13 protein-coding genes are annotated in these 15,010 nt (G+C 73.9%); 7 read left to right on the top strand and 6 right to left on the bottom strand.

Translation table 11 applies throughout. The annotated features are described in order from the left end of the window. Positions 1 to 64: 64 nt before the first annotated feature. Together AB2L28_RS02110 and AB2L28_RS02105 are read right to left on the bottom strand one after the other, a co-directional pair. The gene (locus AB2L28_RS02110; RefSeq protein WP_370717059.1) at positions 65 to 529 is read right to left on the bottom strand and encodes a VOC family protein; all 465 of its coding nucleotides are present in this window, start codon (positions 527 to 529) and stop codon (positions 65 to 67) included. Continuing rightward, entirely contained in the window at positions 526 to 1,158 is a 633-nt protein-coding gene (locus AB2L28_RS02105; RefSeq protein WP_370717058.1) for a DNA-3-methyladenine glycosylase I, read from the bottom strand. The genes AB2L28_RS02110 and AB2L28_RS02105 overlap by 4 nt, the downstream gene beginning before the upstream one ends. Positions 1,159 to 1,225: 67 nt before the next feature. On the opposite strand from AB2L28_RS02105, the gene aroQ reads away from it, so the two are divergent. The 3 genes from aroQ (at position 1,226) to AB2L28_RS02090 (ending at position 4,085) form a co-directional block, all read left to right on the top strand. Continuing rightward, a complete protein-coding gene (gene aroQ / locus AB2L28_RS02100; protein WP_370717057.1) occupies positions 1,226 to 1,723 on the top strand; it encodes a type II 3-dehydroquinate dehydratase in 498 nt (165 codons plus the stop codon). Positions 1,724 to 1,762: 39 nt separating this feature from the next. Further along, the gene (locus AB2L28_RS02095; RefSeq protein ID WP_370717056.1) at positions 1,763 to 3,427 is read left to right on the top strand and encodes an FAD-binding oxidoreductase; all 1,665 of its coding nucleotides are present in this window, start codon (positions 1,763 to 1,765) and stop codon (positions 3,425 to 3,427) included. Between the two features lie 79 nt (positions 3,428 to 3,506). Next, positions 3,507 to 4,085 (top strand): PAS domain-containing protein, encoded by a 579-nt coding sequence (locus tag AB2L28_RS02090; protein WP_370717055.1) that lies wholly within the window; start codon positions 3,507 to 3,509, stop codon positions 4,083 to 4,085. 10 nt (positions 4,086 to 4,095) lie between these two features. Here AB2L28_RS02090 and AB2L28_RS02085 read toward each other — a convergent pair whose 3' ends face one another. The 4 genes from AB2L28_RS02085 to AB2L28_RS02070 form a co-directional block, all read right to left on the bottom strand. After that, positions 4,096 to 5,778: an ATP-binding SpoIIE family protein phosphatase gene (locus AB2L28_RS02085; protein WP_370717054.1), complete on the bottom strand. Its 1,683-nt coding sequence runs from the start codon at positions 5,776 to 5,778 to the stop codon at positions 4,096 to 4,098. Between the two features lie 50 nt (positions 5,779 to 5,828). Beyond that, on the bottom strand, positions 5,829 to 6,653 hold the full coding sequence (locus tag AB2L28_RS02080) for an SDR family NAD(P)-dependent oxidoreductase (RefSeq protein ID WP_370717053.1): 825 nt from the start codon (positions 6,651 to 6,653) through the stop codon (positions 5,829 to 5,831). Positions 6,654 to 6,664: 11 nt separating this feature from the next. Beyond that, a complete protein-coding gene (locus tag AB2L28_RS02075) occupies positions 6,665 to 7,897 on the bottom strand; it encodes an MFS transporter (RefSeq protein WP_370717052.1) in 1,233 nt (410 codons plus the stop codon). A 73-nt stretch (positions 7,898 to 7,970) separates the two neighbouring features. Next, positions 7,971 to 9,548, bottom strand: a complete 1,578-nt coding sequence (locus AB2L28_RS02070; protein WP_370717051.1) for an EAL domain-containing protein — start codon at positions 9,546 to 9,548, stop codon at positions 7,971 to 7,973. Positions 9,549 to 9,747: 199 nt separating this feature from the next. Here AB2L28_RS02070 and AB2L28_RS02065 point away from each other — a divergent pair, with 199 nt between their 5' ends. The 4 genes from AB2L28_RS02065 (at position 9,748) to AB2L28_RS02050 (ending at position 14,989) form a co-directional block, all read left to right on the top strand. Next, positions 9,748 to 10,590, top strand: coding sequence for an MIP/aquaporin family protein (locus AB2L28_RS02065; protein WP_370717050.1), 843 nt, complete (start codon positions 9,748 to 9,750; stop codon positions 10,588 to 10,590). Positions 10,591 to 10,640: 50 nt separating this feature from the next. Next, the gene (gene glpK, locus AB2L28_RS02060; protein ID WP_370717049.1) at positions 10,641 to 12,173 is read left to right on the top strand and encodes a glycerol kinase GlpK; all 1,533 of its coding nucleotides are present in this window, start codon (positions 10,641 to 10,643) and stop codon (positions 12,171 to 12,173) included. A 144-nt stretch (positions 12,174 to 12,317) separates the two neighbouring features. Continuing rightward, complete coding sequence (locus AB2L28_RS02055; RefSeq protein WP_370717266.1) at positions 12,318 to 13,973, top strand: glycerol-3-phosphate dehydrogenase/oxidase; 1,656 nt, start codon at positions 12,318 to 12,320, stop codon at positions 13,971 to 13,973. A gap of 119 nt (positions 13,974 to 14,092) precedes the next feature. Continuing rightward, entirely contained in the window at positions 14,093 to 14,989 is an 897-nt protein-coding gene (locus AB2L28_RS02050; RefSeq protein WP_370717048.1) for a CARDB domain-containing protein, read from the top strand. Positions 14,990 to 15,010 lie beyond the last annotated feature (21 nt).

The following is a 15,010-nucleotide window of genomic DNA, read 5'->3' as shown; positions in this document are numbered from 1 at the left end:
TCTGTGGCTCGCCGGGACGGGGTTCCCGCTTCTCCACGATTCTGTCACTCGCGGCCGGGACCGTTCACGCACCCCCGCCGGCCGCGGCCTCGAGCTCGGCGACCACCAGGCGCCGCATGCCGAGCATCGCGGTCACGGCCCGTTGCGCGCGTTCGGGATCGGGGTCGGACAGCAGCTCGGGCAACCGCGTCGGGACGATCTGCCACGACAGGCCCCAGCGGTCCTTCAGCCACCCGCACCGCCCCTCGACGCCGCCGTCGGCGAGCAGTCCCTCCCAGTACCGGTCGACCTCGGCCTGGTCGGTGCAGGAGACCTGCACGGAGAACGCCTCGGTCTGCGGGAACTGCGGGCCGCCGTTGATGATCGTCCAGTCCCGGCCGTCCAGGACGAACGAGACCGTCAGCGGGGCCCCGCCCGGTCCGCCCGGGGACGTGGACACGATGCGGGAACCGGGGAAGAGGGAGACGTAGCGCTGCGCGGCGGCCAGGCCGTCGTCGTCGAACCACAGGCACGGGACCGTGCTGCTCACGGGTGGACCCTCTCGCTCGCGGCCCGGGCGCGCTCCGCGGCGGCCCGTGCCGGGCACTCTCGCAGGTGGTCGTCGACGACGCCACAGGCCTGCATCGCCGCGTACGCCGTCGTCGGGCCGACGAACCGGAAGCCGGCCGCCTTCAGCGACTTCGCCAGCGCCACCGACCCCGGTGTCGTCGAGGGGACGTCGGCGGGCACCACCGGTGCCGGTGTGTCGGTCTCGGGGGCGGCGGACCGGAACAGCGCGGCCAGGCTGCCGCCGGCGGCCCGCAGCTCCAGCAGCGCGCGGGCGTTGGCGATCGTCGCCCCCACCTTGGCGCGGTTGCGGATGATGCCGGGGTCGGCCATCAGCCGGGCGACGTCGGCGTCGTCGTAGGCCGCGACGCGGGCCGGGTCGAAGTCGTCGAAGGCCGCGCGGAACGTCTCGCGCCGGCGCAGGACGGTGATCCAGCTCAACCCGGACTGGAACGCCTCCAGGCTGATCCGCTCGAACAGCCCGCGGTCGTCGCGGACGGGGTGGCCCCACTCGGTGTCGTGGTAGGCCTCGTAGAGCGCGTCGCCGGTGCCGAAGCAGCGGGCGGGCGCGCCACCGGGGGGCGGGGCGGGGCGGGGTTCGGTGCTGGGCACGACCGGCACTGTGGCACCGACCGCCGACACCCGACCGCCGCCGTCCACAGGCCGGTACCGTCCGCGTGTGAGCGACCACGCTGCCGCCGACGGCGCGACGACGATCCTCGTCCTCAACGGACCGAACCTGGGCCGCCTGGGCAGGCGGCAGCCGGAGGTGTACGGGTCCACGACCCTGGCCGACGTCGAGGCCCGGCTGCAGCGGCTGGCCGCCGAGCTGGGCGTCGTCGTCGAGCTGCGCCAGACCGACGCCGAGCACGAGATGATCGGGTGGGTCCACGCGGCCGCCGACGCCGGGTGGCCCGTCGTGCTCAACCCGGGCGGGTGGACGCACACGTCCGTGGCCCTGCGCGACGCCTGCGTCGAGCTGAGCGCGGGCCTGGTGGAGCTGCACGTCTCCAACGTCCACGCCCGCGAGGACTTCCGCCGCCACTCCTACATCACTCCCGTCGCGACGGGGGTCGTGGCCGGTCTGGGGGTGCAGGGGTACGAGCTCGCCGTGCGGTTCCTGGCGGGGCGGGCCGGGAGCGTCGGGGGCGTCGGGGGCGTCGCCCCCGGCGCGTAGGCTCCGCCCAGCAAGGGCGTCGAGTGGTGGGGAGTTTCCGTGGTCGAGCACATGAAGTGGTGGGGCTGGGGCCAGGAGGGCGTCGCCTTCCACCACGAGGACAAGCCGAACCTGGCGCCGTTCGCGCTGCGGATGGCCGGCATCGACTTCAACGCCCCGCCGGTGCGCGTGCCGGAGCTGTCGGAGCTGACGGTGCCGCCGTCGCAGGCGCCGGACACGCTGCGCAAGGCCTTCGCCGAGGCCGTCGGGGACGAGCACGTCCACGACGACGACCTCGACCGCGTCGTGCACGCCTACGGCAAGTCCATGCGCGACCTCGTGCGCATCCGTCGCGGCGACTTCGGCCGCCTGCCCGACCTCGTCGTCTACCCGGGCACCGAGGCCGAGACCGAGGCGGCCCTGCGCGTGGCGCTCGAGGCCGACGCCGTCCTCATCCCCTTCGGCGGCGGCTCGAACATCGTCGGTGCCCTCGAGGCCCCGCGCGAGGAGACCCGCCCGGTCGTCTCCCTCGACACGGGCCGCATGCGGCTGCTGCTCTCCCTCGACGAGACGTCGCAGACGGCACGCATCCAGGCCGGCGCGCTGGGCCCGGACCTCGAGGACCAGCTCAACGCCCGCGGCTGGACCATCGGGCACTTCCCGGACAGCTTCAAGCACTCCACGCTCGGCGGCTGGATCGCGACGCGGTCCTCGGGCATGCAGTCCGACCGCTTCGGCGACATCGCCGACATCACCCGCGCGGTGCGCGTCGTCACGCCCCACGGCGTGGTGGCCACGGCCGAGGTCCCGGTGCAGTCCGCCGGCCCCAGCGTGCGCGAGATGGTCCTGGGCAGCGAGGGCCGGCTCGGGATCGTCACCGAGGCCACGGTGCAGGTGCACCGCCAGGCCGAGGAGCGCGTCATCCAGGCCTACTTCTTCCCCGACTACGCCAGCGGGCTGAAGGCCATGCACGACATCGCCGCCTCCGACGCGTCCCCGAGCATCACCCGCGTCTCGGACGCCATGGAGACCCAGTTCACGCTCGCGACCTCCAAGCAGGGCAGCACCCTGGGGCAGCTGCTCAACAAGGGCGTGCAGCTGTACGCCAGCAAGCGCAAGGGCTTCGACCTGTCGCAGATGTGCCTGTCGTTCATCGGGTACGAGGGTTCGGCCCTGCACGTGCGCCGGACGAAGGCGCTCGTGGGGGAGATCGTGAAGAAGCACGGCGGGTTCGGCGTCGGCTCCGGCCCCGGGACGCTGTACGACCAGAAGAAGTTCGACACCCCCTACATCCGCGACTTCATCCTCGACCGCGGCGCCTACGGCGACGTCTCGGAGACCTCCTCCTCGTGGGCGACGCTGAAGACGGTGCACGACAACGTGGTCGCGGCCGCGAACAAGGCGTTCGCCGAGGTCGGCATCAAGGGGTTCGTCTTCTGCCACCTCTCGCACAGCTACCACTCCGGGGCGTGCCAGTACTTCACGTTCGCGTTCCAGCCGCCGACCGACCGCGACGGCCTCGAGGCGTACGACATCGTCAAGGGCGCCATCCAGCAGGCGTTCATCGACAACGGCGGGACGCTGTCGCACCACCACGCCGTGGGGCGTGAGCACAAGCGCTGGGTCGAGGACGACCTGTCCCCGGCGGGCGCGAAGATCGTCGGGTCGCTGTTCGCGGGGGTCGACCCCGGGCGCAACCTCAACCCGGGCGCCGTCGTCGACTGAGGCCGGCCGGGACGGGTCGATCCATCTCCGTGATCGGCCCATCACCGGTAGTGTTCTGCCACCGGAGGCAGGGGGCGACGTGACGGGATCTTCCGACCAGGGGGGACGCTCCCTGCGCGCCCGGCGGGTGCTCGCGGTCCTGCGGGACCTGTGGGGCGACGAACCGCCGCCGGGGCCGGACCCGGAGCTGGCCTGGCTCGTGGACGCCCTGGCGGTCGACGACGCCCACGGCCGCGAGGACGGCCTCGTGGTGCACGGTGACGGCGTCGCGCTGTCGTCGCTGGCCGACTGGCTCGGTGCTCCCCGGTTCGCCGAGGAGCACACCGGCGCCTGGCAGTTCGACACCGCCAGCGGCCGGGTCCTCCTCGACGAGGAGGGCAGCCGCGTCCTGGGCGTGGGCCGGGAGGCGGTGGGGGGCGAACGGCTCATGCTGGACGTCCACCCCGTCGACCGCGCGAACGTCGAACGGGTCTTCGAGCGCGCCGCCGCCGCCGGGACGGCGTTCCGGGTGACCTACCGGGGCCGGTCGCCGCTGGGGGAGTGGCTGTGGCGCACCAGCACCGGGCGCCGGGTCTCGGTCGGGCCCGAGGGTGCCGTGCTGGTCGGGTTCACCACGGTCCACGAGCCCGCGCCCGGCCTCGACCGCAGCCGCGGCTGAGGTCCGGGCCTCAGGCGACCAGCAGGTCCGCCCACACGGTCTTGCCGTCCCCGCGCGGCGCCACCCACCAGCGCTGGGCCAGCAGCTGCACGATGTGCATGCCGCGGCCCCCCGTGGCGTCGTCGTCGCTCTCGCGCGGCTGCGGGTGCTGGGTCGAGGAGTCCTCCACCCCCACGCTCAGCAACCGGTCGGACACCTCGTGCCGCAGCGTCACGGCGGTCGGGGACCCGGTGTGCAGCACCGCGTTCGTCACGAGTTCGCTGATCACGAGCTCGGCCTCGTCGGCGGCCGAGGTCAGCTCCCACGCGTCCAGGGTCGAACGCAGCCAGTCCCGCGCGGCCCCCACCGCCCGCGTGTCGGCCGGCAGCAGCAGCCGGTTCTCCCGCGTCCCGGGAGCGGGCCCGTCGTAGTCGACCACCAGCAGGGCGGCGTCGTCGTGCCCGCTCCCGCGCACGGGGGCCAGCAGCCGGTCGGCGAGCGTCCCCGCGTCGTCCCCGGCGCCGTCGGCCAGGGCGCGGTGCAGGGCCTCCTCGCCCGCGGCCGTCGCCGCGCGGGTGCTCGGCCCGCCCGCACCGGGCCACTCCACGACCCCGTCGGTGTGCAGCAGGAGGCGGCCGGCCGTCTCCAGGCGGTGCCGGGTCTGCGGGTACGCCGCCTCCGGTTGCACCCCCAGCGGGGGACCGGGGTCCACGTCCAGGCTGCGGACGGCACCCGGGGCGAACGCGACGGGTGCGGGGTGCCCCGCGCTGGCGACCGAGACGTCACCGGTGCGCTCGTCCAGGGCGAGCAGGCAGCACGTGGCGAACAGGTCCCCGTCGAAGGACTGCATGAGGCGGTTGGTGCGCTCCAGGACGGCCGACGGGTCGTGGCCCTCGCTGACGTAGGCCCGCACGGCGGTCCGCACGCGCCCCATGAGCGCGGCCGCGGCCGAGTTGTGGCCCTGCACGTCGCCCATGACCAGGACGAAGGACGTGTCGGTGCGGATGGCGTCGAAGAAGTCCCCGCCGACCTCCGCCCCGTCGGTGCCGGGCAGGTAGCGCGAGGTCACGCGCACGCGCTCCCCGGCCGGCAGCGCGTGCGGCAGCAGCGCCTCCTGCAGGGCCCGGGCCGTCTCGGCCGCGGCGCGGGCCAGGCGGAGCTCCTCGGCGTGCTGGGCCACGAGGCGCGCGCGGCGCTCGCGGTCGAACAGGGAGACGACGAGCGTGGCGAGGTCGGCGAGGTCGGCCCGCTGCGTCGCGGTCAGCGGCCGGGGCCGGGTGTCGTCGAAGACGCACAGGGTGCCGAGGGCCTGGTGGTCGGGGGTCAGCAGCGGGGCGGCGGCGTAGGTGCGGATGCGCCCCAGGGTGCCGTCGACCCACGGGTGGGCGGCCCAGCGGGCGTCCTGCCGGGCGTCGGTCGTGTGCACGAGGCCCCCCGTGCCGAGCGCGTAGTAGCACATGGAGTCCTCGCGCGCGCAGACGCCGCGGTCGAAGCCCTCGGCGGCGAGCTGGCGCTGGTAGCGCTCGTCGACGATGTTGACGACGGCGTTGGGCAGGCCCGTGAGGCGGGTGGCGAGGCGGACGACGGCCTGCAGCTCGGCGGGCGGGTCGGCGGAGACGTCGACGTAGTCCCGCAGAGCGGCGAGGCGGTCCGTCTCGTCGCCCAGGACGTCGGGGACCACCGCGGGGTCGGGGGCGGGGACAGCGGCGTTCACACCTGTACGTTACGCCCCGACTACGCTGAGTGCTGAAAGTTCTAGAAGCATCAGGGCTGCGTCGAGGGGTGCCGGCGCTTGGCCCCCGACGGGACCCGGTTCCAGACCGAGCTCACCACGCGCCGCGGGACCACATCGAGCACGGCCGAGACGGCCTTCCACCGCTTCGTCGGCACGCTCACCGGCCGCCCGGCGAACAGGTCGTCCAGCGAGGCGTCCACCACGTCGTCGATGTCCAGCCAGATCCGGCTCGACAGCGAGGAGGACCCGCCCGAGGACATGCCCGACCGGGCGTGGAACTCGGTGCGCACGTACCCCGGCTCGACGACCGTCGCGCTCACGCCCGTGCCGCGCAGCTCCCCGGCCAACGTCTCGGTCAAGACGATGACGTACGCCTTCGCCGCCGAGTAGTGCCCGCCCCCCGGGACCAGCCCGGCGACCGAACCCACGTTGAGGACCCGACCGCGACCGCGCGGCACCATCGCCCCCGTCGCCGCCCGCGACAGCACCATGACGGCCCGGCACAGCACGTCGAACATGCGCTCGTGGTCGGCCGGCACCCCGTCGACGAACCGCTGCCGCAGACCGAAGCCCGCGTTGTTGACGAGGACGTCCACGGGCGCCTCGGTGGAGCCGACGCGGTCGGCGACGCGCTGCAGCGCCGCGCGGTCGGACAGGTCCGCGGCCAGCACCTCGACCTCGACCCCGAACGCGGCCCGCAGGTCGCCCGCCGTCGCCTCCAGCCGGTCGACGTCCCGGGCGACGACGACGAGGTCGTGCCCGCGGCGGGCCAGGGAACGCGCGTAGGCCGCCCCGAGGCCGGCGGTGGCGCCCGTGACGAGGGCGGTGGGACGGGGCGACGGGCTGCTGCTCACGGGGGGCGAGCCTAGTGAACGGCCACGGGGTCGCGCTGGTGGGCCGACCAGGTCCGCTGCGCCAGCAGGCAGACGGCGGCGGCGGTGAGCACGGCCGCGGCGGCCACGCCGAGGGACGTGCGCGCCCCCGCGACGTCGAGCAGGACGCCGGCGACGGCGTTGCCGACCGCGGCCCCGGCGGTGATGGCCGTCGACAGCCACGCCTGGGCCTCCCCGAGGCGGTGGCCGGGGGCGAGCGCGTCGACGAGGCCCTGCGCCGCGATGAGGTTGGGCGAGATGAACAGCCCGGTGAGGAAGAGCACCACGAGCAGCACCGGGAACGGGATCCCCTCGCCCGCGGCGAAGGCCACCGTGAACAGCAGGCTCCCGAACACGGTCAGCGTGACGAGCAGCCGCCGGCGGTCGTGGCTGCGCCAGTCGCGGCTGCCGTACAGCAACCCGCCCACGGCCGAGCCGCCGGCGATGGGGGCGAACAGGACGCCGAGCCGGTCCGCCGAGCCCAGCAGGTGCTCGGCGAGCCCGGCCATCGAGACGTCCAGGATCCCGAAGCCCACGCTCATCACCGCGATGACGACCAGCAGCAGCGCGAAACCGGGGCTGTGCAGCAGGGCCGTCCCGGCGCCGTGCCCGTGCGCCCCCGGCGGTTGCGGCAGGACGCGGCGGGCCCCGGGGGAGCGCGCGTACACGAGGGTGCCGCCCACGAGCAGGACCACCGTGACGACCAGCGGCAGCGGGGTGATCCCCAGCAGCAGCAGCACGCTGAGCAGCAGCGGACCGCCGACGAAGATCGTCTCGACGGCGGCGGCGTCGAGGGCGTACCCGCGCCGGCGGGCGCGCTCGTTCGTGACGACGACGCGCCACGTCGAGCGCATCGCCGGGCTGAGCGGGGGGAAGAAGCCCCCGGCGAGCAGGGCCAGGGGGGGCAGGACGAGGACGGGGACGGCCGTCCAGACCGTCGCAGCGGTGAGCAGCAGGAGGAACAGCCCGGACACGCTCGCCGCGGGGACGAGCACGCGCGGTTGGCCGACCCGGTCCATGGCCCGCCCCCACAGGGGGGATCCGATGGCGAGGCCGACGGCGAACAGGCCCGTGACGATCCCGGCCAGCGTGTAGTTGTCCCGTGCCGTGCGCACGAGCAGGACGAGCCCCAGCGGGGCCGTCGCGATGGGGATGCGCGCCACCACCGACGCGACGAACGGTCGTGCCACCAACGGTTCGCGCAGCAGCGCGACGTACCCCGACATCCCCACCGGCATTCTCGTCAGCGGCCGCTGCGGCGCGGCCTGCCGGGTCCGTGCGACCCGTGGGAGGAGCTTGTCAGACGGGCCAGATGCGTGCGCAGTGACCTCCGGCACCGCGTGCCGATTCCAGGGCGGCCGCGGCCTGCCGGTGCGCCTCGGCCGCGGTCACGGCCCGGGCCGGGGCCAGGCTCGCCCCGATGCTCACCGACACGGCCGGGTGGTCGTTGACGGCCAGCTCGACGGCCAGCAGCAGGGCGTCGGCCACGCGCTCGACCACCCCCTCGCTGCCGGCCCGGGGCAGGCCGGTCAGCAGGACCGCGAAGAGGTCCGGCCCCAGCGGGATCCAGCGGTCGACCGAGCGCACCGCGCGGCGCATGCGCCGCACGACGGCCTCCCGGCCCCCGGCGCGGCAGATCCCGTCGACGCCGACCAGGAGCAGTCCCGTCCCGGTGCCCGTCGCGCGGTCGGCCTCCAGCGCCTGCCCGACGACGTCGGTCAGCGTGGAGCGCTGCGGCGACGGGGCGGCGACCTGCGGGGCCGGCGTCCGCTCGGTGGCCAGCACGTCGGTGACGAGGTCGGCGACGAGGTCGGGGTCGTGCGCGAGGAGCAGCTCGCGCTCGCCGGGCGCGCGGCCGGGACGGGCGAGCACGACGCAGGCCGTGTCGGGGCCCAGGACGGCCAGCCCGTGGCCGTCGAGGTCGAGGTGGCCCCGGACGGCGACCCGGCCGAGGTCGGCGGCCGCGCGCCGGGCGCTCTGCCCGCCCAGCGAGACCAGCGCGACGGGGCCCTGACGGCGGCGGACCCGCAGCCGCAGGTGCGTCAGGGCCGCCTCGGCCACCTCGGCCGGCACCGCCCGGGTGGGGGCCGCGCGCCACGCGAGCGCGGTCGGTGCTCCCGGGGCGGGCGCCGGCAGGGGGAGAGGGCCGGGGGGCGCCGGGAGGTCCTCGGGACGGGCGGGGTGCGCGACCCCCCACCCCTGCACGAGGTCGGCGCCCAGGGCGAGGGCGGTCCGGTGGTCCTCGGCGTCCTCGACCGACTCGGCCAGGACGAGGGCCCCGGTGCGCGCCGCGTACGCGCCGACCGCGCCGGTCAGCGCCGCGACCTCCTCGGCGGGGCGGCGGGCCAGCAGGCGCAGGTCGAGCTTGACGATCTCGGGACGGACGAGGGGCAGCAGCGCGCTCGCGCCGGGCTCGGCACCGAGGTCGTCCAGGGCCACCCGCAGCCCGAGGTCGCGCACCCGGCGCAGCAGCCGGGCACCGGCCCCCGGGGCGTCCAGCAGCGTGCGGGCCGACACGTCGACGACGACCTCCAGGCCCTCGGGCAGGTCCGGGCGGGAGGTGAAGCCCTCCAGCGAGGTGTTGAGGAAGAGCGTGCGCGCCGCGCCCGCGACCGCCGCCAGGGCGGTGTCCGCCGCCGCGCGGTCGAGCTCGCCGGTCCGCCCGGCCGCCGCGGCGGCCCGGAACAGGTGGGCGGGGGAGGTGAGCGCGGCACCGGCCGGACCGCGCAGGAGGGCCTCCACCGCCACGGGCCGTCCGGTGACGACGTCGTGGACCGGTTGCAGCGCGGCGCGCAGCAGGCCGTGGCGCAGGACGTGCTCGAGGGGGTCCTCGAGGGGGTCCACGCGCAGGTCCGGCCGGGAGTCCAGCGTCGTCATGGTCGCGTCATCGGCACGTCGGGGGCCCACCTTGAGCCGTCCGGGTGAGCCATCACGCTCAGTGACGTGCGGCGAGCGGGAGATCGTTCGACATGGTCGAACCGGCGACGTTGACGCGACCGGGGCCCCTGCCTACCTTCACGACCACGGCAAGGAATCAGAACGACGACCGCACCGCTCGACTCAACGTGGAGTTCACATGTCCCACAGCAGTTCCTCGGCCGAGGCAGTTCCCGGCCGCGCCGTGCCCAAGACACCGACGCTCACCGGCGAGCTGCTCGCCGAGTTCGCCGGCACGGCCATCCTCATCCTCTTCGGCGTGGGCGTGGTCGCCCAGGTCGTGGCGGGCCAGAACGGCGGCGACGACTCGATCCACTGGGCCTGGGGCCTGGGGGTGACGTTCGGCGTCTACGTCGCCGGACGCACCAGCGGTGCCCACCTCAACCCCGCGGTCACCATCGCGCTCGCGGCCTTCCAGGGGTTCTCCTGGAAGAAGGTGCTCCCCTACAGCGTCGCGCAGTTCCTCGGCGCCTTCGTGGCGGCGCTCGTCGTCCGCTGGGTCTACGCCGGTCCCATCGACGCCCTCGACCCCGGCCACACCTACGACTCGCAGGGCATCTTCTCGACGCTGCCCGGGGCGAACGTCACCGTCGGGGGGGCGTTCCTCGACCAGGTCGTCGGCACCGCCATCCTGGTCTTCCTCATCTTCGCGGTGACGCAGGTCAAGGCCACGCCCCCCGGCGCCAACCTCGCCCCGTTCATCATCGGCCTCATCGTCGTCGGCATCGGCTTCGCCTGGGGCAGCAACGCCGGTTACGCCATCAACCCCGCGCGCGACTTCGGCCCGCGCCTGGCATCGTTCGTCACGGGGTACTCCACCGCGATGCGCGAACCCGGTGGGGCCTTCTACTTCTGGGTGCCCATCGTGGCGCCCGTCATCGGCGGTCTGATCGGCGGTGGCCTCTACAAGGTGCTGGTCGAACGGCACCTGCCCGACGAGGCCGCCCCCGAACCCGAGGGTCGCACCCACATCGACGACTGACCGACGAGACGACTGACCGAGAACTCGACGAAGAGAGACGGACGACAGACATGGCAGAGACCACCGGACCCCAGTACGTCGGCGCGGTCGACCAGGGCACCACGTCCAGCCGCTTCATGGTCTTCGACCACGGTGGCAACGAGGTCGCCAAGTACCAGCTCGAGCACACCCAGATCATGCCCAAGCCGGGCTGGGTGGAGCACGACCCGATCGAGATCTGGGAACGCACCAGCTCGGTCATCCAGAGCGGGCTGCGCCAGGCGAACCTGACGGCCAAGGACCTCGCCGCGCTGGGCATCACCAACCAGCGCGAGACGGCCGTGGTGTGGAACAGGAAGACCGGCCGCCCGTACTACAACGCGATCGTCTGGCAGGACACCCGCACCGACCGCATCGCCTCGGCGCTCGACCGCGACGAGCGCGGCCAGAAGATCCGGCAGAAGGCCGGTCTGCCCCCGGCCACCTACTTCTCCGGCGGCAAGGTCCAGTGGATCCTGGAGAACGTCGACGGCGTGCGCGAGGCCGCCGAGGCCGGTGACGCGATCTTCGGCAACACCGACTCCTGGCTCATCTGGAACCTCACCGGCGGCACCCGCGGCGGCGTCCACGTCACCGACGTCACCAACGCCAGCCGCACGATGCTCATGGACCTCGAGACCCTGCAGTGGGACGACGAGCTGCTGGAGATCTTCGGCATCCCGCGGTCGATGCTCCCCGAGATCAAGCCCTCCTCGTACACCGAGGGGTACGGCACGACGCTGGAGACCGGCCCGCTCGGCGGCGAGGTCAAGCTGACGGGGATCGTCGGCGACCAGCAGGCCGCCATGGTCGGCCAGGTCTGCTTCGACCCCGGCATGGCCAAGAACACCTACGGCACCGGCAACTTCATGCTGCTGAACACCGGCGAGGAACTGGTCCGCTCCGCGGCGGGCCTGCTGACCACGGTCTGCTACCAGTTCAACGACGAGAAGCCGGTGTACGCCCTGGAGGGCTCGATCGCCGTCACCGGCTCGGCCGTGCAGTGGCTGCGCGACCAGCTCGGCATCATCTCCGGTGCGGGGGAGTCGGAGTCCCTGGCCCGCCAGGTGCAGGACTCCGGCGGGTGCTACTTCGTGCCGGCGTTCTCGGGCCTGTTCGCCCCCTACTGGCGCTCGGACGCCCGCGGCGCGATCGTCGGGCTGTCGCGCTACAACACCAACGCGCACATCGCCCGGGCGACCCTGGAGTCGATCTGCTACCAGAGCCGCGACGTCACCGAGGCCATGTCGTCCGACTCCGGCGTGGCCGTGGAGGTCCTCAAGGTCGACGGCGGCATCACCGCCAACCAGCTGTGCATGCAGCTGCAGGCCGACATCCTCGGTGTCCCCGTCTCCAAGCCCGTCGTCGCCGAGACGACGGCCCTCGGTGCGGCCTACGCCGCGGGTCTGGCCGTGGGGTTCTGGAAGAACCTCGACGAGCTGCGCGAGAACTGGAACGAGGGTGCCCGCTGGGAACCCACCTGGGACGAGCAGCAGCGCGCCGACGGCTACGGCGGCTGGAAGAAGGCCGTCGAGCGGACGTTGAACTGGGTGGACGTCGACTGACGTCACCGCCCAGGACGGCGCCGGGCGCGCGCGAGGCGCGCCCGGCGCCCACCATGGAGCACGACCGGCACGGGAGAGGCTGAGGAGCAGGACGTGGAGATCAAGGCACTGTCACCGCAGGCACGGGACGACGCGCTGCGCGAGATGGCTGAAGGTGAGCTCGACGTCCTCGTCATCGGTGGCGGGGTCGTCGGGACGGGGGCCGCGCTCGACGCGGTGACGCGCGGTCTGCGGACCGCGATGGTCGAGGCCAGGGACTGGGCCTCCGGCACGTCGAGCCGGTCGAGCAAGCTCGTCCACGGCGGGCTGCGCTACCTGGAGATGCTCGACTTCGCCCTCGTGCACGAGGCGCTGTCCGAGCGCGGCCTGCTGCGCAACAAGCTCGCGCCGCACCTGGTCAAGCCGGTGCCGTTCCTCTACCCGCTGTCCAAGCGGTTCGCCGAGCGCCCCTACGTGGGGTCCGGCATCGCGCTGTACGACGGGATGGCCCTCTCCAGCGGGAACAACAAGGGTTTCCCGCTGCACCGGCACCTGACCCGCAAGGGCGTGCAGAAGGAGGCCCCCGGCATCCGCAAGGACGCCATGGTGGGCGCGATCCAGTACTACGACGGCCAGGTCGACGACGCCCGGCACACCATGACGATCGCCCGCACGGCGGCCACGTACGGCGCGCTCATCGCCAACCGAACGCGCGTGAAGGAGTTCGTGCGCGAGGGCGAGCGCGTCGTCGGGGCGGTGCTCGTGGACCTGGAGTCCGGCCGGGAGATCCGCGTCCGCACCAAGCAGGTCATCAACGCGACCGGTGTGTGGACCGACGAGACCCAGGAACTCGTGAACGCCCGCGGGCAGTTCAAGGTGCGCGCCTCCAAGGGGATCCACCTCGTCGTGCCGCGCGACCGGATCCAGTCCAAGACGGGGCTGATCCTGCGCACCGAGAAGTCCGTCCTGTTCATCATCCCGTGGGGCCGGCACTGGATCATCGGGACGACGGACACCGACTGGACGATGGACAAGGCGCACCCGGCCGCCACGAGCGCCGACATCGACTACGTCCTCGAGCACGCGAACTCCGTCCTGAAGTCCCCGCTGACCCGCGAGGACGTCGAGGGCGTCTACGCCGGGCTCCGGCCGCTGTTGTCGGGGGAGTCGGAGTCGACCTCGAAGTTGTCCCGCGAGCACGTCGTCGGGCACCCGGTCCCGGGCCTGGTCGTCGTGGCGGGCGGGAAGTACACGACCTACCGCGTCATGGCCAAGGACGCCGTCGACGTCGCCGTCGAGGGTCTGGACGGCAGGGTTCCGCCCTCGACCACGGAGAACGTGCCGATGGTCGGGGCCGAGGGGTACCACGCGATGTGGAACCAGCGGAACACCCTCGCCGCGCGCGCCGGGATCCACGTCGACCACGTCGAGCACCTGCTCAACCGGTACGGCTCGGCGGTCGACGAGCTGCTCGCCCTCATCGCGCAGGACCCGTCCCTGGGGGAGGTGCTGCCGCACGCCGACGACTACCTGAAGGCCGAGGTCGTCTACGCGGTCACGCACGAGGGGGCCCGCCACCTCGACGACGTCCTCGCCCGCCGGACCCGCATCTCCATCGAGACCTACGACCGGGGCACGGAGTCGGCCGAACTGGCCGCGGGCCTCATGGCCGGGCCGCTGGGCTGGAGCGAGGAGGAACGCGCGACGGAGGTCAGGACGTACCTCGAGCGGGTCGCCGCCGAGCGCGCCTCCCAGGAGCAGCCCGACGACGCCTCCGCCGACGCGGTGCGGTTGCAGGCCCCGGAGATCGTCCCCGTCTGACGTCCCGCACGGATCTCCCCGGATCTCTCCGAACTCACCCGTTCGGCCCAGTCGCGGGTCTACGGTGAGCCTCGCGCGACAGGGGTCGCGCGGGGGAACGAGAGGTCCGGGGGGATCACATGAGCTGGTCGAAGGCTGTCCGCGTGCTGGCGGCGGGTGCGGTCGTGGTGGGGTCGGTCGCCGGGGCGGGTGCCGTCAGCGCGGCCCCACCGGCCCCGGACCTCGTGGTGACGGCGGTGGCCCTGCCGCCGGGGACCGTGGCCGGGCAGCAGGTCCGCTTCGGCGTCACCATCGCCAACCGGGGGAACGCGCCCACCCCGGCGGGCACGATCAGCGGCATCGGGTTCCAGGTGGACGGCCGGCTCGTCACCTGGTCCGACCAGCACACGGCGGCCCTGCAGCCCGGGCAGCAGGTGACGCTGGAGGCCGTCGGCGGCCCGGCCGGTTCGCCGACGTGGACCGCGACCGCCGGCCGGCACGCGTTGCGGGCGTTCGTGGACGACGCCGCCCGCATCCGGGAGTCGAACGAGCGGAACAACACCCTGGACACCACGTTCACCGTGGCGACGGGCATCGCGCACCGCGTGCAGGGGCAGAGCGTCGTGGCCTCCTTGGCGCCCCTGCCCGCCCCGTCCCTGACGGCCACCTCGGTGACCGGGGACCTCTTCGCGGGTTGCCTGTCCACCGACGGCGTCCTCGCCGACGGGAGCGAACGCCTCCTGGGGACGTGGACGGTGGGCAACGACTCCTTCGCGAGCACCAAGTGGACGAGCGGCCTCGCGTCCGTGCCGGCGGGGGCGACGCGGGTGCGTACGGGGGTCAGCTTCTCCCAGGTGCTCTACGCCTACCAGGGGGGTCTGCCGTTCGCCTGCGCCGCGGGGTCGACGCCGCAGTTCACGCGGTTCGCCGCGTCCTCGGTCCGCACGACGCGGTACACCGCGACGACCACCGGACCGAGCCGCCAGCTGGCCTCGGTGAGCACCCCCGTCGACGTCGACCTCGACGTCCAGCCCTGAGCCGGGCGGTGCCACCCGCGG

This window comes from Kineococcus mangrovi, from assembly GCF_041320705.1.
Classification (GTDB): Bacteria; Actinomycetota; Actinomycetes; order Actinomycetales; family Kineococcaceae; genus Kineococcus; species Kineococcus mangrovi.
This window is presented reverse-complemented; position numbering and strand designations above follow the sequence as displayed.